Source organism: Cryocola sp. 340MFSha3.1, assembly GCF_000383315.1.
In the GTDB taxonomy this organism is placed as follows: domain Bacteria; phylum Actinomycetota; class Actinomycetes; order Actinomycetales; family Microbacteriaceae; genus Leifsonia.
Genome location: NZ_KB911088.1, coordinates 1,582,834 through 1,606,929, shown reverse-complemented (window position 1 = coordinate 1,606,929; position 24,096 = coordinate 1,582,834). Strand labels below are relative to the sequence as shown.

Genomic DNA, 24,096 nt, shown 5'->3' with positions numbered 1-24,096 from the left:
GGCATCCGGCCCAGTCTGGCACAGCGATCCCGCCGCCCGACAAGCCGCCCCCGCCCCTTCGCACCGCACAGAATGCCCGAATGACACCTGCAGACGACAAGCCCGCCGCCGGAACGACGGAACGCATCGAAGACGTCGACGTCACGACCGAGATGCAGGGCTCGTTCCTCGAATACGCCTACTCGGTGATCTACTCGCGGGCCCTCCCCGACGCCCGCGACGGCCTCAAGCCCGTGCAGCGGCGCATCCTGTACATGATGACGGAGATGGGCCTCCGCCCGGACCGCGGCCACGTGAAGTCGGCGCGTGTCACCGGCGAGGTCATGGGAAAGCTGCACCCGCATGGCGACAGCGCCATCTACGACGCCCTGGTGCGGATGGCGCAGGACTTCACCCTCCGCGTCCCGCTGGTCGACGGCCACGGCAACTTCGGTTCGCTCGACGACGGCCCCGCGGCCGCCCGGTACACCGAGGCGCGCCTCGCCGCCGCCGCCCTCGCGATGACGGAAGACCTCGACGAGGACGTCGTCGACTTCGTCCCCAACTACGACAACCAGCTGATGCAGCCGGATGTGCTGCCCGCGGCCTTCCCGAACCTGCTCGTCAACGGCGCGAGCGGCATCGCCGTCGGCATGGCCACCAACATGGCGCCGCACAACCTCATCGAGGTCGTCGGGGCAGCCCGGCACCTCCTCGAGAACCCGGACGCCACCCTCGACGACCTGATGGAGTACGTCCCCGGCCCCGACCTCCCCGGCGGTGGGACGATCGCCGGCCTCGCCGGTGTGCGCGACGCCTACGCGACCGGTCGCGGCAGCTTCCGGATGCGCGCCAAGGTGACCGTCGAATCCATCACCGCGCGCAAGAGCGGCCTCGTCGTCACCGAGCTGCCCTACCTGGTGGGCCCCGAGAAGGTGATCGAGAAGATCAAGGACGGCGTCAACGCCAAGAAGCTCAACGGCATCTCCGACGTCACCGACCTCTCCGACCGCCAGAACGGCCTCCGGCTGGTCATCGGCCTCAAGACCGGGTTCAGCCCGGAGGCGGTGCTCGAGCAGCTGTACCGGTACACGCCGCTCGAAGAGGGCTTCGCGATCAACAACGTCGCCCTGGTCGCCGGCGGACCGCAGACGCTCGGCCTGCGCGACCTGCTGCAGGTGTATCTCGACCACCGCATCAGCGTGGTCACCCGCCGCTCGCAGTTCCGCCTCGCCCGCCGCAAAGAGCGGCTGCACCTGGTCGAGGGCCTGCTCATCGCCATCCTCGACATCGACGAGGTCATCCAGGTCATTCGCACGTCCGACGACACGGAGCAGGCGCGCGGCCGCCTGATGCAGGTGTTCGACCTCAGCACGCTGCAGGCCGACTACATCCTCGAGCTGCGGCTGCGCCGCCTCACGAAGTTCAGCCGGATCGAGCTCGAGACCGAGCGCGACCAGCTGCGCCGTGAGATCGACGAGCTGGAGGCGCTGCTCGCGTCGCGCCAGGCCATCAACGACCTGGTGTCGGACGAGCTGGAGCGGGTGGCCGCCACGTTCGGCACCCCGCGCCGCACCCTGCTCACCGAGGCCAAGCCGTCGATCGCCGGCGCCTCGCGCAGCAAGGCGGCCACCGTGCAGCTCGAGGTCGCCGACGTGCCCGCGCGTGTGTTCCTGTCGACGACCGGGCGCATCCTGCGCGTGGATGCCGTCGCCGGCGCCGACGGTGCGGAGGGCGGCCTCGACCGCATCCAGGCGCCAGCCCGCCGCAGCAAGCACGACGCCATCCTGTCGCAGCTGGACACCACCAGCCGCAGCGAGATCGGCGCCGTGACGAACCGCGGCCGGCTCATCCGCTTCTCCCCCGTCGACCTTCCCGCTGTGCCGGCCAACTCCATCCAGCTGGCCGCGGGGGTGAAAGTCGGCGACTACCTCGCGCTCGCGGACAAGAAGGAGCGCATCCTCGCCCTCGCCTCACTCGACTCGGAGCGCACGATCGCGCTCGGCACCGCCCAAGGCGTCGTGAAGCGTGTGGCCGCGGGCGACTGGGCGAACAAGCCGGAGTTCGAGATCATCTCGCTCAAGGACGGCGACGAGGTGGTCGGGGCCACGACGGTCACGGACGCGGACGAGTTCGTGTTCGTCTCCAGCGACGCCCAGCTGCTGCGGTTCGCCGCGTCCAGCGTCCGTCCGCAGGGCCGGGCGGCCGGCGGAATGGCGGGCATCAACCTCGGTGCGGGCGCGCGCGTCATCTACTTCGGTGCCGTCTCCGCCGAGGAGGCCGAGACAGCGGTCGTCGCGACCATCGCGGCCAGCGACGCCACGCTGCCCGGCGCCGACCCCGGCACGGCCAAAGTCAGCGACTTCGCGGAGTTCCCCGCGAAAGGGCGCGCGACCGGCGGTGTGCGGGCGCAGCGGTTCCTCAAGGGCGAGAACGAGCTCGTGCTCGCCTGGGCCGGCCCGGCACCCGCTCACGCGGTCGCGCCGGACGGTGCCGCGCGGAACCTCCCCGAGGGCGGCTCGCGCCGCGACGGCTCGGGCACCCCGCTCGACACCGTCGTCGGCTCCATCGGCCGCCGCATCGGCTGACCCCGCGCCTCTCCCTCGCGCCGAACCCCCCACCGTCGAGTCCGCAAACTTTGCACGCCTACGCGGCGCGTGGTGTGCAAAGTCTGCGGACTCGACGGGGGGGCGAAGAGCGGAGCGGGTCAGGCGTCGATGCGGGCTCGGCTGAGGTCGTCGGCGCCCGCGATGATGAACTCCTTGCGGGGGGCGACGTCGTTGCCCATCAGCAGCTCGAAGACGCGGTTCGCCGCCTCGGCGTCGGGGACGCGCACGCGCCGCAGCGTCCGGTGCGCCCGATCCATCGTCGTTGTCGCCAACTGGTCCGCATCCATCTCGCCGAGTCCCTTGTACCGCTGGATCGGCTCCTGGTACTTCTTGCCGCGCTTCTTGAGGTCGGCGAGCACGGCCTGCAGCTCCGCCTCCGAGTACGTATAGATCGTCTCGTTCGGCTTCGACCCGGGGTTGACGACCACGACGCGATGCAGCGGCGGCACCGCGGCGAACACCCGGCCCTCCTCGATCATCGGCCGCATGTAGCGGAAGAACAGCGTCAGCAGCAGCGTGCGGATGTGCGCACCGTCGACATCCGCATCCGACATGATGATGACCTTGCCGTACCGGGCGACCGACAGGTCGAAGCTGCGGCCGGAGCCGGCGCCGATGACCTGGATGATCGCCGCGCACTCGGCGTTCGACAGCATGTCCGAGATCGACGCCTTCTGTACATTCAGGATCTTGCCGCGGATGGGCAGCAGCGCCTGGTACTCGCTGTCGCGCGCCCGCCGGGCGGTGCCGAGCGCCGAATCGCCCTCGACGATGAACAGCTCGCTGTTGGCGACGTCGTTGGAGCGGCAGTCGACCAGCTTCGCGGGGAGGGAAGAGGTCTCGAGAGCGTTCTTCCTGCGCTGCGTCTCCTTGTGAGCGCGCGCCGAGATCCGGGACTTCATCTCGGCGACGACCTTGTCGAGGACGAGCGCCGACTGCGCCTTGTCGTCGCGCTTCGACGACCCGAACCGTTCGGCCATGGCCTTCTGGACGACGTTGGCGACGATCGCACGCACGGCGGGTGTCCCGAGGATCTCCTTGGTCTGACCCTCGAACTGCGGCTCCGGAAGGCGGACGGTGAGGACGGCGGTGAGACCGGCCATGACGTCGTCCTTCTCGAGCTTGTCGTTCCCCGCCTTCAGCCGCCGCGCGTTCTGCTCCACCTGCTGGCGGAGGAACTTCAGCATCCCCTGGTCGAACCCGGCCTGGTGGCTGCCGCCCTTCGGCGTCGCGATGATGTTGACGAAGCTGCGCATGACCGTGTCATACCCGGTGCCCCAGCGCAGTGCGATGTCCACCTGGCAGTCGCGCCTCAGCTCGGTGGGCAGCATGGCGCCGGTCTCCGACAGCACGGGGACGGTCTCGGTGAAGTGCCCCTCACCCGTGAGCCGCCACGTGTCCGTGATGGGGCTGTCCGGCGCGAGGAAGTCGACGAACTCCGAGATGCCGCCCTCGTAGCGGAACGTTGTGCGGCCCGTCTCCGCGCCGTCGGCTCCTGGGCGCTTGTCGTCGATGGAGATGGAGAGGCCGGGGACGAGGAACGCCGTCTGCCGAGCGCGACCGACGAGGTCGTCCGTCGAGAACTCGGCGCCCTTCGTGAAGATCTGGCGGTCGGCCCAGTAGCGGATGCGCGTCCCGGTGACGCCCTTCGCCACCTTGCCGACGACCCGCAGCTCGCTGCCGCTGACGAACGGGGTGAACGGACTGTCGGGGCCAGGCTCACCCTTCTTGTCGTCGAAGATGCCGGGCTCGCCGCGGTGGAAGGACATGGCCCACGTCTTGCCGTCGCGGTCGATCTCGACGTCGAGGCGCTCCGACAGGGCGTTGACGACGGACGCGCCGACGCCGTGCAGGCCACCGGAGGCCGCGTACGACCCGCTGCCGAACTTGCCGCCGGCGTGCAGCTTGGTGAAGACGACCTCGACACCCGAGAGGCCTGTCTTCGGCTCGATGTCGACGGGGATGCCGCGGGCGCGGTCGCGCACCTCGACGCTGTCGTCGGCATGCAGGATGACCTCGATGTCGGACCCGTGACCGGCGAGGGCCTCGTCCACCGAGTTGTCGATGATCTCCCACAGGCAGTGCATCAGACCGCGGGAGTCGGTGGAGCCGATGTACATGCCCGGGCGCTTGCGCACGGCCTCCAGCCCCTCGAGCACCGAGAGGTGCCTGGCCGAATAGTCCGAACTCGCCACGGGTGCTCCTTGTGGTTCCGGTGCGCCCATCCGGGTGCGGACGCACGTGCCTCTCCAGAGTAAGCGCCGGGCGGCGCAGCCTACGTCACCGACACGAGTCGGGCGCCGAGGCTACGCGTTGAGCGAAATAGCAGCCAATGCGCGCCTGATTGCCCGGCATCCGTGGTTCTATAGACGTACCGAGTTCAAGCGGTTGCGACGGAAAGGAGCATCACATGTCGACACTCACCTCGGAGAACGGGGCGGTTGACGAGCTCGCATCGGGGCCGCAGTTGACGGCCGCGGACCGTTGCGACAGCTGCGGAGCGCAGGCGTACATCCGTGTCGTTGTCAATAACGGCGAACTTCTCTTCTGCGCCCACCACGGCAAGAAGCACCAGGAGAAGCTGTCTCAGATCGCCCACAGCTGGCACGACGAGACCGCTCGCCTGTTCGAAGAGCAGCGCGCGTAACGCGGCCGCATCGCGAATCGCGAGGCTGACCGGAGGATGACACCAGGAACGGGTGTGCGCAGACGCGCCCACATCGACCTCTCCGTCATCCGCTCGACGGCAGCCGCCGCCATCGCATCGCTCCCCGACTGCACCGCCGATCTCCGCGCCGACGCGTACGGACACGGGCTCATCCCCGTGGCTCGTGCGCTGACGGATGCGGGGGTCGGCGGTTTTCTCGTATCCCGGGTCGAGGATGCCGCGGCCATCGCCGACGAGGGTCTGCCCGTCGAGGCGACCGTCGGCAGCCGCCCCGCATCCACGCCCACAGGCGCTCTCCTCGGCCCTGAGCTCTTCGGGCTCGACGCCGACCGCCCGTCCGCCCCGGCCATGCGCCTCGAAGGCGAGATCATCGCCGTCAAGCGCGTCCCCGCCGATCGCGGCGTCTCCTACGGCTACACGTACCGCACCGCTCGGCCCAGCACCCTCGTGCTGGTCGCGCTCGGCTACGCCGACGGCATCCTGCGCGTCGCCTCCAACAAGGCGCCCGTCAAGGTCGGCGACAGCGTCGGCCGCATCACCGGACGGATCGCCATGGACCAGTTCGTCGTCGACATCGGCGACGACTCCGCCGCGCCCGGCGACTCCGTCATCCTGTTCGGCGACCCGGACCGCGGAGAACCGACTGTTCGGGACTGGGCGGATGCGCTGGGCGTCGCCGCTCCGGTCATCACGAGCCGGCTGGGTCGGCGCATCGAGAGGACGTACAGCGCGTGACCATCGTGGACGCCGTCGCCGAGCCGCTCCCCCGCGCCGTCATCGACCTCGCCGCCGTGCGGCACAACGTCGCCCATCTGACGCGGCTCATCGCGCCGGCGCAGACCATGCTCGCCGTGAAAGCGGACGCCTACGGCCACGGACTCCTCCCGGTCGCCGAGGCGGGCCTGGAGGCCGGAGCGACCTCGCTCGCCGTGCTCGAGATCCCGGCCGGGATCGTCCTCCGGCATGCGGGCGTCACCGTCCCCCTCCTCGCCTGGCTGCACGGTCAGGACACCGACTGGCGCGCGGGCATCGAGGCCGACATCGAACTCGGCATCTCGGCGCTCTGGCAGCTGGAGGCCATCGCTGCGGCCGGCGCCGACCGTCCCGCCGTCGTGCACCTCAAGGTGGACACCGGCCTCAGCCGTAACGGCGCCACCCGCGAGGAGTGGCCCGGTCTGATCCGTGCCGCCCTCGACCTGCAGGAGCGCGACGTCATCCGCATCCGTGCCGCCTGGTCGCACCTGGCCGACGCCTCGCTCGCCGACGACGAGGCGGCCCTTGCCGAGTTCCGCTCCGCGGTCGTCCAGGCGGAGCGCCTGGGAGCATCGTTCCAGGTGCTGCACCTGGCCGCGAGCTCCGCCGGCATCCGGATGCCGGCGGCGCGATTCGATTTCGTGCGGTTCGGCATCGCCGCGTACGGCTTCTCCCCGTTCGACGACTCGACCGGCGGCGAGCTGGGCCTCATCCCCGCGATGCGGCTGGAGGCTCCCGTCACCGAGGTGCACGTCGGCGGTACGACGCACGCCCGGCTCGGGATCGGCTACGCCGACGGCGTTCCGACGCTGGGAATCGCCAAGACATCCATTCAGCTGAACGGCCGCCGCTGCCCCGTCATCGAGGTCGCCGCCGACAGCATGCTGGTGGACGCGGGCGCGCACCGCGTCGAGGTCGGCGACACCGCCATCCTGTTCGGACCGGGCACGGACGGCGAGCCCACCGCCGAGAAATACGCCGACTGGGCGGAGACGATCGCCGACGAGATGATCACCGGCGTCGCGACCCGGGTCCCCCGCGTCTACGTCAACTGACCCCAGCCGACCGCTCCTGAGTTTCTCGGCCGACACGCCGGCACGGACGCGAAAAACTCAGGAGCTGTCGGCGGGAGTCAGAGGGAGACGCCGAGGCGATCCGCGATCGCGCGCCGGGCGTTTGTCGCGTAGCGGTCGACGCGCTCCGTCTGCGGCACCGGCGGCAGCTCGCCGCGGAGGGCCGTGCTGAGCAGCCGGTCGGCCAGGACGGGATTCATCGGCAGCAACGGACCGTGCAGGTGGGTGCCGATCGAGGATCCGACCAGGACGCCCTCCACCGAGCCGTCGTTGCCCGTGCCGCGCACGACGCGGCCGAGCGACTCGGCGCCGTCGAGGACGGTACGGGCCGAGTGGTTCTCGAAGCCGGCGATGGTCGTGCCGTCCGCCAGCCGCACCACGATCTCGCCGACGTGCCTCTTGCCACCGAGAGCGGCGCGCGTCGGGAAGACCGCGGCACCGGCGAGCACTTCACCCTCCGGGGTCTCGAGCTGCGTGCCGAGCAGCTGCCAGCCTCCGGCGATCGCCACGAACGGCACCCCGGCATCCCGCCACTGGCGCAGCTGCGGCGCGATCCGGAGAACGTCGTCGTGGACGGCGCGCTGTGCGGACAGCGGACCCGAACCGATGTGGACGAGGTCCACAGCGGCGGGAAGCTCGGCGCCGGGTGCGTGATCGACGACATCGACGTCGACTCCGCGCCAACGAGCCCGCTCGGCCAGCGCGAGCACGTTGCCCGCGTCGCCGTTGATCCCGAGTTCGGCCGGGTACAGGTGCAGGATGCGCAACACGGTCATCGCTCGCCGCCCTCCAGGTCGAGGAAGCCGAGCTGCTTGCGGATGAGCATCATCTGCTCGTAGTTCACGATCATCGTCTTGGTGCCGCGCGACGGCTTCGGCAGCGCCAGGAACGCCTGCAGCGCGGGCTTCAGCTCCGGCACGACCTGGTCGACGTCGATGCCCGCGTAGGCGAAGCGCGTCGCGAACTGCCACGCCTTTGTGCCGGACACCACATCCACGTGGGTCAGCTTCGACAGGTCGATGTCGTACACCCAGGACGGGTCGGGCGTGCCCTCGTCGACCGAGACGAACACCTGCTCCGGCGACTCGCTCAGGTAGTCGAGGTTCAGCTGGAGGCTCGGCGGGTTCTTCATCATGATGATCTCGATGTCCTCGTCGCCGACGTGCAGCGTCTCCCCGCGGCCGTAGACCGTGCGGAGGGCCGCCATCGCGGCGACGACGGCGTTCGGCTGGAAGCGGTCGCCGAGCAGCCGGCGCGCCATCGCGGTCGCGCCCGCCGCATCCACCGCGTAGTGCAGGCCACGCGCGGGCAGGCCGATGCGGACGTTCTCGCCGCCGATGGTCAGCTGAGCGCTCTGCACTTCGAGCTTGCTGACGAAGACCGACGGGATGGGCAGGGCGCCGGCGGCCGCGCCCGTGAGGTCCTTGACGTTGGCCAGCCCATTGGGCGACGACTCGATGATGGACGGCGCGACGGCGAACGTGGAGACGTCGCGCCCCTGCGCGGCCAGCTCGGCGCCCACCCGGGCGAGGCTGTCGTCGTCCGCGTTCACGACCACGAACTCCGAGGAGCCCTCGGCGATGGAACGCAGCATGCCGATCACCCGGGTCGGCTCGAAGAAGCGGTTCAGCTGGTCGATCTGGACGTTGAGCAGCAGCGAGCCGCGCGGCTTCAGCACGCGCGCAAGGTCGACGCCGTAGGCCTCATCCACCTCGATCACACCGACGTCGCCGCGGACGTAGCCGTCGAGCGGCACGTCGGCGAGCAGCGCGGACGCGATGCCCTGCGGGAGGTTGCCGCCGGACGGGTTCGTGAACACCTCGAGACCGTGCTCGCGCAGGATCGCGGTGAGCATGTTCGTCGTCGTGGATTTGCCGTTCGAGCCGGACACGAAGACGACGCCGAGCGGAAGGCGGCTGACCGCACGCTCCAGGAACTTCGGTGCGATGGCCAGCGCGACACGGCCGGGGACCGCGGAGCCGCCTCCCCGCAGGCGCAGAAGCCAGCGGGCGAGGCGGCCGGCGATGACCGCCAGTCGGTAGCGCACCGGTTTACTCGAGGTAGTCGCGCAGCGACTGCGAGCGCGACGGGTGACGCAGCTTCGCCATCGTCTTCGACTCGATCTGGCGGATGCGCTCACGCGTCACACCGAAGGTGTCGCCGATCTGGTCGAGCGTCTTCGGCATGCCGTCGCCGAGGCCGAAGCGCATGCGGATGACGCCCGCCTCGCGCTCGGAGAGCGAGTCGAGCAGGCTCTCCAGCTGCTTCTGCAGCATCGTGAAGCCCACCGCGTCGGCCGGGACGACCGCCTCGGTGTCCTCGATCAGGTCGCCGAACTCACTGTCGCCGTCCTCACCCAGCGGGGTGTGGAGCGAAATGGGCTCGCGGCCGTACTTCTGCACCTCGATGACCTTCTCCGGGGTCATGTCGAGTTCCTTCGACAGCTCCTCGGGGGTGGGCTCGCGGCCCAGGTCCTGCAGCATCTGGCGCTGCACGCGGGCCAGCTTGTTGATGACCTCCACCATGTGGACCGGGATGCGGATGGTCCGCGCCTGGTCCGCCATCGCGCGGGTGATCGCCTGGCGGATCCACCACGTCGCGTAGGTCGAGAACTTGAAGCCCTTCGTGTAGTCGAACTTCTCGACGGCACGGATGAGGCCCAGGTTCCCCTCCTGGATGAGGTCGAGGAACTGCATGCCGCGACCGGTGTAGCGTTTGGCGAGGCTCACCACGAGGCGCAGGTTCGCGCCCAGCAGGTGGCTCTTGGCGCGCTGGCCGTCGCGGGCGACCCACTTCAGCTCGCGCTCCAGCTCCTTGCTCAGGTTCGGGGTGTTCGCGAGCTTGTCCTCGGCGAACAGACCGGCCTCGATGCGCATGGCGAGCTCGACCTCTTCGGCCGCGTTCAGCAGCGGGACCTTACCGATCTGCTTCAGGTAGTCCTTGACCGGGTCGGCCGTGGCGCCGGTGATCGTCGAGGAGTAGACGGGGATGTCGTCGTCCTCGTCGACGGCGCGCAGAACGAGCGCGTCCGTCGGCAGCGGGATGTCGCCGACCGGGATGGTGATCGCGGGCGTCTTGCCCTCGGTCTCGTCGCCATCGGCGTCGTCTGAGTCGGCCTCGTCGGTCGTCTCCGCGTCGTCGGTGTCGTCCGCCGCCGCGTCGTCGTCCGCGACGACGGCCACGTCCTCCACGTCGATCTCGACCTCGGCGTCGTCGTCGATCTCGTCGTCGTCGTCCGCCGCACTGCCCTTCGCCTTGCTCGACGCGGTCTGCTTCTTCGCAGCCGTCTTCGTCGCAGCCTTCTTCGGAGCCGCCTTCGTGGCGGGCTTCGCCGTCTCGTCCGCGGCGACGGTCACGGTCTCTTCGACCTCGACCTCCGCATCGCGGGTCTTCGTTGCTGCACGGGTTGCCATGTGAACACCTTTCATACCAAGCAGAGGGGCCGGGATCCTGACGGCCGAGCCTGGCTCAGGGTTTGCGTGCGGACACTACTAAGACCCATGTCAAGTCCTGGGTGATTGCGCCGGGCATCGTCGAATGCTCCGGCCCAGGGACATGAACGGGTCCAGACGTCAATTATTGCACGTTCCACGTGAGCCCCCGACCACGTACGGCCATATCGGATCGAATCGGGACGCCGCCTGCGCCCCTACAGCGCTTCGCGCCCGCCGCGCCTCCTCCACGCTCCGACGAGTGCAACCCACAGAGGGGCCACTTCTATTCCCTCGTCGTCCTTCAATCTGCGTCGTGTGCGGCGTCGTGCGTGCACCAGGAAACCCACCCCGATGCCGACGATCACGTACTGGATGGCGAACGCCCAGCGGAAGTGGTCCAGCTGGTAGAGCTCCGCATCCCCACCCGCTCCGTGCGCCTGCACGTCGAGCGACACGCCGATCAGGAACATCATCACGAAGCTCGCGAGGAAGCCGCCGACGTTGACGATCCCGTTGGCGGACCCCAGGCTGTGCAGCGGGTTGAAGGTGCGCGCGAAGTCGAAGCCGATGAGCGATCCGGGGCCGCCGATGCCGATCGCCGCGATCAGGACGATCACCGTCCAGAGCGGGGGCTTCCCCGGCCAGAGCAGCACGAGCGTCCAGGCGGCGGCCATCAGGGCGACGATCCCGAGCACCAGGTTGCTGCGGCGCATCGGGAAGCGGGCGGTGAGGATGCCGAGGATCGGCCCGGAGATGAGGCCGGCGCCGACGAGCACGGTGAGCAGGGCGGACGCCTCCGCCGGCTCGATGCCGATCGCGAAGACGAGGAACGGGATGCCCCACATGAGGCTGAACACCGTGCCGGAGGACTGCGTGACGAAGTGGGACCAGAACCCGAGCTGCGTGCCGGGGCGCGCCAAGCTGATCCGCAGCTGCCGCAGGGAGTCCGACCAGGAGACCGGCCTGGGGCCCTCGCTCGCCCCCACCGGCCGGTCGGTGACCGCAGCCACGATGCCCACCAACGCGATCACGGAGAGGCCGGCCGCGGTGAGGAACGCGACCGTCCAGCCGGAGAGGTGCAGCAGCAGCGCGAAGGGAACCGCCGACAGCACCTGTCCCAGCTGGCCGACATTGCCGATCCATTGCGACAGCTGCGGCACGATCTTCCCGCGGAACCAGGAGTTGGTGAGCCGCATCAGCGACGTGAAGACGGTCGCGTCACCCGCCCCGACCAGGATGCGTCCGACGATCGCGATGGCGATGCTCGGCGCGAGTGCGACGGCGACCTGCCCGACCACCATGAGTGCGGTTCCCGCGATCATCAGGACGCGCGACCCGATCCGGTCGATGAGCACACCGACCGGGACCTGCATCCCGGCGTAGACGATCAGCTGGACGACCGCGAGCGTCGACAGGACGGACGCGGAGACGTGGAAGCGGTCGGTCGCGGCCACACCGGCGACGCCGATGGTCGTGCGCTGCATGACCGCGATCAGGTAGGCGAAGACACCGATCCCGTAGACGACCCAGGAGCGACGCGAATTCACCGAATGATCCTATGCCCGCGGTCCGGAGGGGCTCCTCCGAGGCGACGCGGCTGCCACTCGGGCGTGTGCGCTCAGCGCTCGCCGCGCCCGTTCTCCTCGTCGCCGTGGCGGCGGAAGGCGAGGAAGTTCTCGAGTTCGGCGGCGATCTCGTCGGCGCTCGGGAGCTCGCCGTCGCTGTCGGTCAGCGGCGAGCGCAGCTGCGTGTCCTCCATATAGGAGTCGTGCCGCTCCTCCAGCGTGCCCACCAGGCGGCCGAGCTCGGCGTTGCCGGCGACCTGCTCGTCGATGTTCGCGACGAACTCCCGGTCCTCCTGCCGCAGGCGGTCGGTCGGGAAGATGAGCCCCGTCGCCGCGCTGATCGAGTCGAGCGCGGCGATGGCCGCGGCCGGGTACTCGGTGTCTGCGAGGTAGTGCGGGATGAGCAGGATGAAGCCGGCGATCGGGTACGACAGCTGCTGCAGGCGGTACTCCAGCAGGTGCAGGGCGTTCGCGGGGACCTGCGTGTGCGGCTTCCAGATGGACATCGAGTCGATCAGGTCGGTGCGGTTGCCGCTCACCGTCACGCCGATCGGCCGGGTGTGCGGCACGGGCATCGGGATGGAGTGGACCCAGGTCACGCTCTTCACCTTGTAGCGCTCGATCAGACCGAGCACGGCCTCCGTGAAGGCCTCCCAACGGAAGTCAGGCTCGAACCCGGAGAGCAGGAGGAACGGCTGACGCAGCTCGTCGTAGGCGAGGTACAGCTTGAGAGTCGCCGGCTGGTAGTCGGTCAGGTGGTCCTGATCGAAGTAGATGATGGGGCGACGGGCACGGTAGTCGAGGAGGATGTCGGCGTCGAAGGTGGCGACCACCTCGCTGTCGAGCGTGCCGAGCAGGTAGGTGCCCAGCTGGCTCACGCCGGAGCCCGCGTCGGCGAAGCCGGTCAGCCCCGCGACGAGCGGCAATCCCTCCGGCACGGCCAGTGCCGGGTTGAGCTCGAACAGTTCGCCGGGGTCACGCATACCTCAACTCTAGAGCGGACCCCGGCGAGGGGAGCCGGGTCCGCGCCGGGTGCGGGAACGCCCACAGCGAACACGGCCGGCGGCCGGGACGGAACGCGCGTGCGCGTTAGGGTCGAGGTATGACCGTTCCTGCGCTGACCGTGACCGACGCATCCACCCCCTCCGGCCCCGCCGACGTGCTCGTCGTCGCCGCGCGAGTCGCGCGCGACAGCGTGACCGTGCTGTCGGGCGCCGACCGCGACCAGCTCGCGCAGCAGTTGCGGGATGTCGGATTCAGTGGTGGAAAGGACGAGCTGGTCCGGCTGCCCGGGCAGGGCTCCGGTCCGTCGCTCGCGGTGATCGGGGTGCCCGAGGGCGGAGAGGACGCCCTCCGCTACGCCGCGGGAAGTGCCGTGCGGCAGCTGGCGGGCACCGCCGCGGTCGCGCTCGATCTCCCCGCCGAGGGCGATGCACAGCTCGGCGCGGTGCTCGAAGGTGCGGCTCTCGGCGCCTACGCCTTCACGGAGTACCGGGAGAAGAGCCGTGCGGCGACCAAGGATCCCGTCGGGTCCGTCGAGGTGCTCGGCGCCGCGTCGGACAGCGGAGCGCTGATCGCCCGCGCCACCGCCATCGCCGAGGCTGCTGCGCTCGTCAAGGATCTGGTGAACACTCCCCCGCTCGACCTCTACCCCGAGACGTTCGCCGAGCGTGCGCAGGCGGCGTCGTCGGACCTCCCCGTGACGGTGACCGTCTGGGACGAGGAGCAGCTCGCGGTCGAGGGGTTCGGCGGCATCCTCGGGGTCGGACAGGGGTCGACCCGGCCGCCGCGGCTGGTCAAGGTCACCTACTCCCCCGACGGCGCCGAGCGGCACCTCGCGCTGGTGGGCAAGGGCATCACCTTCGACTCCGGCGGCCTGTCGCTGAAGCCGGCGACCGGGATGGTCGGGATGAAGTACGACATGACCGGCGCCGCGACGGTGCTCGGCGTCGTGCTCGCCGCCGCCCGTCTCGCCCTCCCCGTGCGCGTCACCGCGTGGCTGTGCCTGGCGGAGAACATGCCGTCCGGATCGGCGATCCGTCCGAACGACGTGCTGCGCATCCGCGGCGGACGCACCGTCGAGGTGCTCAACACTGACGCCGAGGGCCGGCTCGTGCTCGCTGACGGCCTGGTCGCCGCCAGCGAGGAGCAGCCCGACGCGATCGTCGACGTCGCCACGCTGACGGGCGCGGCGATGGTCGCCCTCGGCACCCGGTACGCGGCCGTGATGGGCTCCGACGACCTCGTCGACCAGGTGCTCACCGCGGGCAAGGAGAGCGGCGAGCTGCTCTGGCCGATGCCGCTCCCCGGCGAACTGCGCGCGACGATCAACTCGGATGTGGCCGACATCGCGAACGCCAACCCGGGCAACACCGCGGGCGGCGCTCTGCTCGCGGGAGTGTTCCTGCAGGAGTTCGTCGGACGCATCGGCGACGCGGACGACGCCCCGCGCATCCCGTGGGCGCACCTCGACATCGCGGGCCCGGCGAAGAGCCCCGCGGCGCCGTACGGATTCACCGGAAAGGGACCGTCCGCCGTCAGCGTAAGGGCGCTCATCCGTCTGGCCGAGAGCTTTTCCCGGAAGTAGTAGGGTCGTATGGGCGGGAAATCCCGCCCATCAACACGTCTCCCGGAGCCACCCCTCTGGGCGGCAAATCGTGTCACATGATCCTGATGCGCGAGGGAGTAGCTGGGTGTCTGAGCAGAACTTTGACATTGTGGTGCTCGGCGGTGGGAGTGGAGGCTACGCAGCAGCGCTGCGTGCGGCCGAGCTCGGTTTCACCGTCGGCATGATCGAGAAGGACAAGGTCGGCGGCACCTGCCTGCACCGCGGCTGCGTCCCCACGAAGGCGCTGCTCCACGCGGCCGAGGTGGCCGACTACTCGCGGGAGTCGTCGAAGTACGGCATCGTGACCCAGCTGCAGGGCGTCGACATTAACGGCGTGAGCGAGTACCGCAAGGGAATCGTCGCCAAGAAGTACAAGGGCCTGCAGGGCCTGGTGAAGGCGCGCGGCATCACCGTCATCGAGGGCGAGGGTCGTCTGACCTCCCCGACCACCGTGCAGGTGGGCGACGACACGATCGTCGGCAAGAACGTCATCCTGGCCACCGGCTCCTACTCGCGCTCGCTTCCGGGCCTCGAGATCGGCGGCCGCGTGATCACCAGCGAGCAGGCTCTCGAACTCGACTTCGTGCCCCGCAAGGTGGCCGTGCTCGGCGGCGGCGTCATCGGCGTCGAGTTCGCCAGCGTGTGGAAGTCGTTCGGCTCCGAGGTCACCATCATCGAGGCGCTGCCGCACCTCGTCCCGAACGAGGACGAGTCGATCAGCAAGTCGCTGGAGCGCGCGTTCCGCCGCCGTGGCATCGACTACCGTCTCGGCATCCGCTTCCAGGGCGTCACCCAGGACGAGAACGGCGTCGTCGTCACCCTGGAGAACGGCGACACCGTCGAGGCCGACGTCCTGCTCGTCGCCGTTGGCCGCGGCCCGCTGACCCAGGGTCTCGGCTTCGAGGAGGTCGGGGTCACCATGGACCGCGGCTTCGTCATCACCGACGAGCGCCTGCACACGAACATCCCCGGCGTCTACGCGGTCGGCGACATCGTCCCCGGCCTGCAGCTCGCGCACCGCGGCTTCCAGCAGGGCATCTTCGTCGCCGAGGAGATCGCGGGTCTCAACCCGATCGTCATCCCCGACGTCAACATCCCCAAGGTCACCTACTGCGACCCGGAGGTCGCCTCGATCGGCCTCACCGAGGCGAAGGCGGCCGAGAAGTACGGTGCCGACAGCGTCAGCAGCTACGACTACAGCCTGGCGGGCAACGCCAAGAGCGAGATCATCGGCACGAACGGCAGCGTCAAGGTCGTCCGTGTCAACGACGGCCCCGTGGTCGGCGTGCACATGATCGGCGCCCGCGTCGGAGAGCTCATCGGCGAGGCGCAGCTGGCGGTGAACTGGGAGGCGTACCCGGAGGACATCGCTCCTCTCATCCACGCGCACCCCACGCAGAACGAGTCCCTCGGCGAGGCGTTCCTGTACCTCGCGGGCAAGCCGCTGCACACCCTCTAGGACGACCAGCCGGGTCCGCGCCGCGCGGACCCGGCTGCAATAAGCTACTGAACGATCAGGTTTTGAAGGAGAGAAGCTCATGAGCGAATCCGTCAGCCTCCCGGCGCTCGGCGAGAGTGTCACGGAAGGCACGGTCACCCGCTGGCTGAAGAACGTTGGCGACCGTGTCGAGGTGGACGAGCCCCTGCTCGAAGTCTCGACCGACAAGGTCGACACCGAGATCCCGTCGCCGGTCGCCGGCGTCATCGAGGAGATCCTGGTGCAGGAGGACGAGACGGTCGAGGTGGGCACTGCGCTCGTGACGATCGGTGACGGCTCCGGTGCAGGCGCTGAGGCGCCCGCTGCTCCGGCGGCCGAGGCCGCCCCGGCCGAGGCAGCTCCGGCCGAGGCAGCTCCGGCCGAGGCGGCTCCGGCCGAGCAGGCTGCTCCCGCGGAGGCCGCTCCCGCGGAGGCCGCACCGGCTCAGGCCGCACCGGCTCCCGCCGAGCAGGCCGCACCCGCCCCGCAGCAGGCCGCGCCCGCACCGCAGGCTGCTCCTGCGGAGGCCGCTCCTGCCCAGCAGGCCGCTCCCGCCCAGGAGGCCCCCGCTGCGGCTGCTCCCGCGGCTCCGGCCCCGGCTGCTCCCGCCGCTCCTGCCCAGCAGACGGCACCCGCGCAGGCCGCGCCCGCGCCGCAGGCGGCTCCTGCCGCTCCCGCGGCACCGGCCGCTCCCGCACAGGCCGCGCCCGCCCAGGAGGCCCCCGCGGCCGCCGGCGGCTCGTCATCGGGCGCCCACGCCGGCAACGCCGGCTACGTGACCCCGATCGTCCGCAAGCTCGCGAACGAGCAGGGCGTCGACCTCTCCACCGTCACCGGAACCGGTGTCGGCGGTCGCATCCGCAAGGAGGACATCCTCTCGGCTGCTGCCCCGGCCGCGGCTCAGGGTGGCGCGCCCGCTGCTGAGGCGGCTCCGGCTCCCGAGGTCTCGCCGCTCCGCGGCACGACCCAGCCGATGTCGCGTCTCCGCAAGGTCGTCGCCGAGCGCGCCGTCGTCTCGATGCAGTCGACCGCGCAGCTCACCAGCGTCGTCGAGGTCGACGTCACGAAGGTCGCCGCTCTCCGCGACCGCGTGAAGGGCGACTTCCTTGCGAAGACCGGTGTGAAGCTCTCCTTCCTGCCCTTCTTCGCCCTGGCCGCGGCCGAGGCGCTGAAGACGTATCCCGTCATCAACGCGACGGTGGACGGCGACAGCATCGTGTACCCGGACCACGAGAACATGTCGATCGCGGTCGACACCGAGCGCGGCCTGCTCACCCCGGTGGTGCGCAACGCGTCCGAGCTCGACATCGCGGGTCTCGCGAAGGAGATCACCGACCTGGCCGAGCGCACCCGCGACAACCGGCTCAAGCCGGACGAGCTCGCTGGTGGCACCTTCACGCTCACGAACACCGGTTCGCGTGGCGCCCTGTTCGATACCCCGGTCGTCTTCCTCCCGCAGGTCGCGATCCTGGGCACGGGCATCGTCACAAAGAAGCCGGTTGTCATCTCGGCCGACGGCACCGACTCGATCGCGATCCGTTCGACCGTGTACCTGGCTCTCTCGTACGACCACCGCATCGTGGACGGCGCCGACGCGGCCCGCTTCCTCGTCGCGGTCAAGAACCGTCTCGAGGGCGGCAACTTCGAGGCCAACCTCGGAATCTGATCCGCTCACGGGTACACCGCCCGTAGCCGCCAACCGGCCTCGCTCCTCACCAGCAGGAGCGAGGCCGGTTCGCTTTTCGGGGTGCGGGTGGAGTCCGGGGCGGCGCTGACGAGCGCGGCACCGCCCCACCGTTCGACCAGCGACAGCGTCGCGCCGCTGAAGTCGCGCTTCGCGGCGGCACCCTCTGCACCCAACGCAGCCGTCTCTTCCGCGACCACGGGCGAGCCCTCGTCGAGGACGCCCGTCAGGCAGTCGGAATGGGCGGGCCGCGCCGTGAAGCACGAATGCCGAGCGTCGAGCACGGCACGGGCCGCATCCACCGGATCCTCTGTCGCCGAGCCGCCGGCGGCCTCGCCTGCCCCGGCGGGGGCCTCAGCAACAGCAGCCGCAGACGCAACCGCGGACGACGAAGACGTCGGCGTCGGCGTAGCCGTCACCGTCCGGCCGAACGGCGACGGAGCCGGCGACGGATTCCGCGTCGCCGCCGTCTGCGGCGACGAGCCGGGTGCCGGCGATAGCGCGACGAACGCGAGCGCCGCCACCACCGGCACCGCCGCAGCCGCAACCAACGTGGGCCTCCGCCGTAGCGTCGTCCGGATCCGTTCACCGAGAGCACGCCCCGGTCGACCGTCGAGCAGGTCCATGGCCCGGCTCACCAGCACGGCGGCCCGCCCGACGCGACTCGAAGACGTCGGACGTTCGACGGGCTCGACGTCGTCGAGCGTGGGCGGTTCCAGCCCCACAGGTTCCGGCGCCACCACGCGAAGGACAGAGTCCGCGACGGCCGGCCAGCGCCCGCGACGGAGCCCGGCTTCCACAGCGGCCAGCAGCCGCATCCCGAACCCGTCCACCACCTTCAGGCAGATCGTCCGAGCAAGGGCGTAGAAGCGCTCAGCGTCCGTCACGGCGGCGTCGGCGGTCCACGGCCCCACGTCGTCGAGCGCGTCGAGGGCCGGACAGCCGTCGCCGAGGAATACGATCCCCGAACCGGTCAGTCCCGGTCCGGCCCAGCCGGAGGAGTGCAAGGCGGCCAGCCCGGCAGCGACCCCGAGCAGGATGGTCGCCGCCTCGCCCGAACGCACGCCGCCCCTCCGTGCGAGAAGGCCGTCGAGGTCTCCGTGCTCCGGATAGTCCAGGAGCACAGCATCCACCTCTCTCCCCCGCACGCGCCGGTCCGGAAGCTGTGCCACCACTCCGACCACATGCTCGCTGACCGCCGCAACACGCGCATCGATGTCGGCACTGTCGGCGGCCACCCCGGGGGCACGCTCCCGCACCCGCAAGAGACGCCGCCCCGGGAGCCGCCCACCGGACACCGCCACCCGGATCTCGTGCGGCGGCTCGCCGCGCACCTGACAGGTCGGCGCATCCACCTCCCACCCTTCGGCGGCGGCGATCGTCCGGGCCACACGCAGGAGTTCGGCCTCGGCCGGGGCGCGGTCGGCAGAACGCGCGGACGCCGGGAATCGGTTGGATGCTGAACGAAGGGAGACGGGAGAGGAAGTCACACATCGATCCCATCCCACCGCCGGCCGACGAGGTCGCCCGTCCGCGGATCTGTGCATAACGCATCCACTCGTCCGCCTGTGAACACCGAACGCGCCCCGCGCATAGACTGGCCCCGTGACCACGTATGACGTCACGGGGCTAAGCGCCAACTCCGTGCCGTATCTCGAGGCCCTTCAACAGCAGCGTGCCCTGCACGCCGCCGTCGTCGCAGGCCGGGCGCCCGATACCGTCATCCTCCTCGAGCACCCGCCGGTGTACACCGCGGGCAAAAGGACCTCACCGGACGAACGTCCCGACGACGGCATCCCCGTCGTCGAGGTCGACCGGGGAGGCAAGATCACCTGGCACGGGCCGGGTCAGCTCGTGGGGTACCCGATCCTCCGCCTCCACGACCCCATCGACGTCGTCGGCTACGTCCGCGCGCTCGAACGGGTGCTCATCGACGTGCTCGCGCGCGTCGGCGTCACCGGGGTGCAGATCGAGGGCCGCTCCGGCGTGTGGATGCGACCCGAGCACAACCCCGGAGCCACCAGGGACGAGAAGATCGCCGCCATCGGCATCCGCGTCGCCGAGGGCGTCACCATGCACGGGTTCGCGCTCAACTGCTCCAACAGCCTCGACGCCTACGACCGCATCGTCGCCTGCGGCATCCGCGACGCCGGGGTGACCACGATCTCCCGGGTCCTCGGCCGCACCGTGACACCGCAGGACGTCGCGCCGCTCGTCATGGACGCCTTCGACCTGGAGTTCACCGCTGCGGAGGCCGTCGCGTGAGCGCCGTACCCGAGGGGCGCCGGATGCTGCGCCTCGAGGTCCGCAACGCCCAGACGCCGATCGAGCGGAAGCCCGAGTGGATCAAGACCAAGGCGAAGATGGGGCCGGAGTACCGGCATCTGCAGAGCCTGGTGAAGTCCGAGGAACTGCACACGGTCTGCCAGGAGGCCGGCTGTCCCAACATCTACGAGTGCTGGGAGGACCGGGAGGCGACCTTCCTCATCGGCGGCTCGCAGTGCACGCGCCGTTGCGACTTCTGCCAGATCGACACCGGCAAGCCGGCGGAGTTCGACCGCGATGAACCGCGTCGCGTCGGAGAGTCTGTGCAGCGCATGGGCCTCCGTTACGCGACCGTGACCGGCGTTGCGCGCGACGACCTGGAGGACGAGGGCTCGTGGCTGTACGCGGAGACGATCCGCGAGATCCACCGCCAGTCGCCGGGCACCGGGGTCGAGATCCTCGTGCCCGACTTCTCCGGCAACCCCGACCACCTCGGCGAGGTGTTCTCCGCCCGTCCGGAGGTGTTCGCCCACAATGTGGAGACGGTCCCGCGCATCTTCAAGCGCATCCGGCCCGCGTTCCGCTACGACCGCTCGCTGGACGTGCTGACACAGGGCCGGTCCGCCGGGCTGATCACGAAGTCCAACCTCATCCTCGGGATGGGCGAGGAGCGCCACGAGATCAGCACAGCCCTGCGCGACCTCCATGACGCGGGAACCGACATCATCACGATCACGCAGTACCTGCGGCCGAGCCCGCGCCATCTGCCGGTGGCGCGGTGGGTGCATCCCGACGAGTTCGTCGAGCTCAAGCAGGAGGCGGAGGAGATCGGATTCCTCGGCGTCCTGGCGGGACCGCTGGTGCGCTCGTCGTACCGAGCGGGACGGCTGTGGGCGCAATCCATGCAGGCGAAGGGACGGCCGGTGCCGGACGAGCTGAGGCACCTCGCCGACGCGACGCTCGGCTTCGCGCAGGCCGTCTCCTGAGAGCCCTCTCCCCGCAGCGAACGGGTCATCTGGAACGCCGCCGAGCCGGTATCCTTGGAGCTATGGCAAAGGACAAGTCCACCAAGGAGCCCGGCCGTCTGAAGCAGATGTGGCAGGTGTTCCAGATGACCCGCCGGTACGACAACCGCGCGGTGCTGTACATCGTCCTCGGGGCTGTCCTGCCGATCATCCTCGGCATCCTGCTCGCCGTGTTCCTCTCCGGCGGCAACATCTTCACGATGGTGCTGTGGATCCTCGCGGGTGTGCTCGCGGGCGTCCTGATCGCGCTGATCATCCTCGGTCGTCGTGCCGAGCGTGCCGCGTACTCGCAGATCGAGGGACAGCCGGGCGCCGTCGGCGCTGTGCTCCGCTCGTCGCTGAAGCGCAGCTGGCGCGGCTCCGAGATGCCCGTCGCCGTCAACGGCAAGACGCAGGATGCGGTGTACCGGGCGACCGGGCGCGGCGGCGTTGTGCTCATCAGCGAGGGCCCGGTGACCCGCACCAAGCGCATGATCGACGAGGAGCGCCGCAAGGTGAACCGCGTGCTCCCGAACGTTCCGGTCACCGTCATCAGCGTCGGGCCGGACGCCGACTCCGTGCCGCTGCACAAGGTGCCGCGCACGCTCGCCAAGATCAAGCCGACCCTCACCAAGGCCGAGGTGCTCGCGATCAGCAACCGCCTCCAGTCGATGGAGAACCAGATGCCGATCCCGAAGGGCATCGACCCCATGAAGGTGCGCGCTCAGCGCGCGCGCTGACCCTCGCACTCCCCCTCCGTCGGGCCGCTCCGCCCGCCGTCGAGTACGCAAAAACTGCACGGATTCCACCCGGAAACCGTGCAGTTTTTGCGTACTCGGCGGCGGGTGGGAACCGCGTCAGGCGCGGATGAGGACGGTGCCGGCGATCTTGTCGTGGAAGCCGCGCTGGTCGGAGTCCCAGACCAGCGCCGGGATCACGATACAGAGGAGCAGCGTCCGGACGATCGGGCGCCACACCCCGACCCAGCCGCCGCGCACGGCGACGACGCGCATCCCGAGCGCCCTGTGGCCGACACTGCCCCCGAGAGTCGGGATGAACACGATCTGCAGCACGGCGAAGATCGAGATCGTCGCCCACGAGTCGTAACGGAAGAACGCGAACGACAGCAGGGATGCGATGGCCCAGTCGATGGCGATCGCCGCGATCCGGCGTCCCACCCGTCCGACGGACCGCGGACCGGCCTCGGGGAGTCCGAGGCGCTCCCCCGGGTAACGACTGGGGGCGATGTCGCCGGGGCGGTTGGCGGGATTCTGCGGCACCCGCCGAGTCTATCGAGAGCTCCCCGGCGCATCCTGAGCCCTGCTGACCGCGATCACGCATCCCCTGCCCGGGTACCCGTAACATGCCGGAAACATTTGCGTCACCCCCGGGAAACGGCCTCCCCTTAGCGTTGACGTGGGCTGCACGCGCAGTCCGGTCACCCGCAAAGCCATTGGGAGTCGTCCGTATGTTCCGTGATTCGTCTGAGGTGCTCAAGTTCATCAAGGACACCGACGTCAAGTTCCTTGATATCCGCTTCACCGACCTTCCCGGTGTGCAGCAGCACTTCAACATCCCCGCCTCGACGGTCGATGAGGAGTTCTTCTCCGTCGGTCAGCTCTTCGACGGCTCCTCGATCCGCGGCTTCGCGTCGATCCACGAGTCCGACATGCAGCTGATCCCGGACGTGTCGACGGCCTACATCGACCCGTTCCGTGCCGAGCGCACGCTGATCATGGTCTTCGACATCTACAACCCGCGCAACGGTGAGATCTACTCGAAGGACCCGCGCCAGGTCGCCAAGAAGGCCGAGAAGTACCTCGCCTCCACCGGCATCGCCGACACCGCGTACTTCGCCCCCGAGGCGGAGTTCTACATCTTCGACGACGTGCGCTACGAGGTGAAGCAGAACTCCAGCTTCTACTCCGTCGACTCCGAAGAGGGCGCCTGGAACTCGGGCCGCGTCGAAGAGGGCGGCAACCTCGCCAACAAGACCCCGTACAAGGGCGGCTACTTCCCGGTGAGCCCCGTCGACAAGCAGGCCGACCTGCGCGACGACATCTCGCTGAAGCTGATCGACGCCGGCCTCATCCTGGAGCGCGCGCACCACGAGGTGGGCACCGGCGGCCAGGCGGAGATCAACTACCGCTTCGACACGATGGTCCACGCGGCGGACGACATCCTCAAGTTCAAGTACATCGTCAAGAACACCGCCAACGAGTGGGGCAAGACGGCCACGTTCATGCCGAAGCCGCTGTTCGGCGACAACGGCTCGGGCATGCACACCCACCAGTCGCTGTGGAACGACGGCAAGCCGCTGTTCTACGACGAGGCCGGCTATGGCGGGCTCTCCGACATCGCCCGCTGGTACATCGGCGGCCTGCTGAAGCACGCTCCGGCCGTCCTGGCGTTTACGAACCCGACGGTGAACTCGTTCCACCGCCTGGTCCCCGGCTTCGAGGCCCCGGTCAACCTGGTCTACTCGGCCGGCAACCGCTCGGCGTCGATCCGCATCCCGATCACGGGCTCCAACCCCAAGGCGAAGCGCATCGAGTTCCGCGCCCCCGACGCGTCCGGCAACCCGTACCTCGCGTTCGCAGCCCAGCTGATGGCGGGCCTCGACGGCATCAAGAACCGCATCGAGCCGCACGAGCCGGTCGACAAGGACCTCTACGAGCTTCCCCCGGAGGAGGCGCGCAACATCCCGCAGGTGCCGGCGTCGCTCGGCGAGGCGCTCGACGCGCTCGAGGCCGACCACGACTTCCTCACCGCGGGCGGCGTGTTCACCCCGGAGCTCATCGAGACCTGGATCGAGTACAAGCGCGAGAAGGAGATCAAGCCGCTCGCGCAGCGCCCGCACCCGTTCGAGTACGAGCTGTACTACGGGGTCTGATCCGCACGTTCTCACGCGAAGGGCCGCATCCGATCACGGGTGCGGCCCTTTCGTGTGTTTCGGTATGTTGCCGTAGAACTGGGA

Annotated in this window: 19 protein-coding genes; 11 read left to right on the top strand and 8 right to left on the bottom strand. The window is 69.7% G+C overall.

Translation table 11 applies throughout. The features are described 5' to 3' along the window. The first annotated feature begins 80 nt into the window (after positions 1 to 80). Entirely contained in the window at positions 81 to 2,567 is a 2,487-nt protein-coding gene (locus H284_RS0118740) for a DNA gyrase/topoisomerase IV subunit A (protein ID WP_020077420.1), read from the top strand. Positions 2,568 to 2,686: 119 nt separating this feature from the next. On the opposite strand, the gene H284_RS0118735 is transcribed toward H284_RS0118740, so the two are convergent. After that, complete coding sequence (locus tag H284_RS0118735; protein WP_020077419.1) at positions 2,687 to 4,783, bottom strand: DNA gyrase/topoisomerase IV subunit B; 2,097 nt, start codon at positions 4,781 to 4,783, stop codon at positions 2,687 to 2,689. Between the two features lie 215 nt (positions 4,784 to 4,998). Here H284_RS0118735 and H284_RS0118730 point away from each other — a divergent pair, with 215 nt between their 5' ends. From H284_RS0118730 to alr, 3 genes are read left to right on the top strand one after another with little or no spacing between them, the layout of a single operon-like run. Beyond that, on the top strand, positions 4,999 to 5,235 hold the full coding sequence (locus tag H284_RS0118730; protein ID WP_018191296.1) for a DUF7455 domain-containing protein: 237 nt from the start codon (positions 4,999 to 5,001) through the stop codon (positions 5,233 to 5,235). Between the two features lie 36 nt (positions 5,236 to 5,271). Further along, entirely contained in the window at positions 5,272 to 5,991 is a 720-nt protein-coding gene (locus H284_RS0118725; RefSeq protein WP_231371279.1) for an alanine racemase C-terminal domain-containing protein, read from the top strand. Then, positions 5,988 to 7,064, top strand: coding sequence for an alanine racemase (gene alr / locus H284_RS0118720; RefSeq protein WP_020077417.1), 1,077 nt, complete (start codon positions 5,988 to 5,990; stop codon positions 7,062 to 7,064). Before H284_RS0118725 ends, alr begins: the two co-directional genes overlap by 4 nt. 77 nt (positions 7,065 to 7,141) lie before the next feature. Here alr and H284_RS0118715 read toward each other — a convergent pair whose 3' ends face one another. From H284_RS0118715 to H284_RS0118695, 5 genes are all read right to left on the bottom strand, one after another. Continuing rightward, the gene (locus H284_RS0118715) at positions 7,142 to 7,858 is read right to left on the bottom strand and encodes a type 1 glutamine amidotransferase (RefSeq protein WP_020077416.1); all 717 of its coding nucleotides are present in this window, start codon (positions 7,856 to 7,858) and stop codon (positions 7,142 to 7,144) included. Then, complete coding sequence (locus tag H284_RS0118710) at positions 7,855 to 9,129, bottom strand: MurT ligase domain-containing protein (protein ID WP_020077415.1); 1,275 nt, start codon at positions 9,127 to 9,129, stop codon at positions 7,855 to 7,857. The genes H284_RS0118715 and H284_RS0118710 overlap by 4 nt, the downstream gene beginning before the upstream one ends. 4 nt (positions 9,130 to 9,133) lie before the next feature. Next, complete coding sequence (locus H284_RS0118705; protein ID WP_020077414.1) at positions 9,134 to 10,495, bottom strand: RNA polymerase sigma factor; 1,362 nt, start codon at positions 10,493 to 10,495, stop codon at positions 9,134 to 9,136. A gap of 236 nt (positions 10,496 to 10,731) precedes the next feature. Then, positions 10,732 to 12,063 carry an MFS transporter gene (locus tag H284_RS0118700; RefSeq protein WP_018191302.1) on the bottom strand — a complete coding sequence of 444 codons (1,332 nt, stop codon included), beginning with the start codon at positions 12,061 to 12,063 and terminating at the stop codon, positions 10,732 to 10,734. A gap of 71 nt (positions 12,064 to 12,134) precedes the next feature. Further along, positions 12,135 to 13,064 (bottom strand): proteasome assembly chaperone family protein, encoded by a 930-nt coding sequence (locus H284_RS0118695; RefSeq protein ID WP_018191303.1) that lies wholly within the window; start codon positions 13,062 to 13,064, stop codon positions 12,135 to 12,137. A gap of 119 nt (positions 13,065 to 13,183) precedes the next feature. On the opposite strand from H284_RS0118695, the gene H284_RS0118690 reads away from it, so the two are divergent. The 3 genes from H284_RS0118690 to sucB all read left to right on the top strand — a co-directional run bounded on the left by H284_RS0118690 (position 13,184) and on the right by sucB (position 17,832). Then, on the top strand, positions 13,184 to 14,668 hold the full coding sequence (locus tag H284_RS0118690) for a leucyl aminopeptidase (protein WP_020077413.1): 1,485 nt from the start codon (positions 13,184 to 13,186) through the stop codon (positions 14,666 to 14,668). A 106-nt stretch (positions 14,669 to 14,774) separates the two neighbouring features. Then, positions 14,775 to 16,148 carry a dihydrolipoyl dehydrogenase gene (gene lpdA / locus H284_RS0118685; protein ID WP_029043022.1) on the top strand — a complete coding sequence of 458 codons (1,374 nt, stop codon included), beginning with the start codon at positions 14,775 to 14,777 and terminating at the stop codon, positions 16,146 to 16,148. 79 nt (positions 16,149 to 16,227) lie between these two features. Continuing rightward, complete coding sequence (sucB, locus tag H284_RS0118680; RefSeq protein WP_020077411.1) at positions 16,228 to 17,832, top strand: 2-oxoglutarate dehydrogenase, E2 component, dihydrolipoamide succinyltransferase; 1,605 nt, start codon at positions 16,228 to 16,230, stop codon at positions 17,830 to 17,832. A gap of 5 nt (positions 17,833 to 17,837) precedes the next feature. Here sucB and H284_RS0118675 read toward each other — a convergent pair whose 3' ends face one another. Then, entirely contained in the window at positions 17,838 to 19,340 is a 1,503-nt protein-coding gene (locus H284_RS0118675; protein ID WP_155885520.1) for a hypothetical protein, read from the bottom strand. 115 nt (positions 19,341 to 19,455) lie between these two features. Between H284_RS0118675 and lipB the strand changes: the two genes are divergently transcribed. The 3 genes from lipB to H284_RS0118660 all read left to right on the top strand — a co-directional run bounded on the left by lipB (position 19,456) and on the right by H284_RS0118660 (position 21,859). Beyond that, positions 19,456 to 20,115 (top strand): lipoyl(octanoyl) transferase LipB, encoded by a 660-nt coding sequence (gene lipB, locus H284_RS0118670; protein WP_020077409.1) that lies wholly within the window; start codon positions 19,456 to 19,458, stop codon positions 20,113 to 20,115. Beyond that, positions 20,112 to 21,101 (top strand): lipoyl synthase, encoded by a 990-nt coding sequence (gene lipA, locus H284_RS0118665; RefSeq protein WP_029043021.1) that lies wholly within the window; start codon positions 20,112 to 20,114, stop codon positions 21,099 to 21,101. The genes lipB and lipA overlap by 4 nt, the downstream gene beginning before the upstream one ends. 62 nt (positions 21,102 to 21,163) lie before the next feature. Continuing rightward, on the top strand, positions 21,164 to 21,859 hold the full coding sequence (locus H284_RS0118660; protein WP_020077407.1) for a DUF4191 domain-containing protein: 696 nt from the start codon (positions 21,164 to 21,166) through the stop codon (positions 21,857 to 21,859). Positions 21,860 to 21,976: 117 nt separating this feature from the next. Here the strand turns inward: H284_RS0118660 and H284_RS0118655 are convergent, their stop codons facing one another. Then, complete coding sequence (locus H284_RS0118655; RefSeq protein ID WP_018191310.1) at positions 21,977 to 22,399, bottom strand: RDD family protein; 423 nt, start codon at positions 22,397 to 22,399, stop codon at positions 21,977 to 21,979. Between the two features lie 188 nt (positions 22,400 to 22,587). On the opposite strand from H284_RS0118655, the gene glnA reads away from it, so the two are divergent. After that, positions 22,588 to 24,012 (top strand): type I glutamate--ammonia ligase, encoded by a 1,425-nt coding sequence (gene glnA / locus H284_RS0118650; RefSeq protein ID WP_018191311.1) that lies wholly within the window; start codon positions 22,588 to 22,590, stop codon positions 24,010 to 24,012. Positions 24,013 to 24,096: the final 84 nt, after the last annotated feature.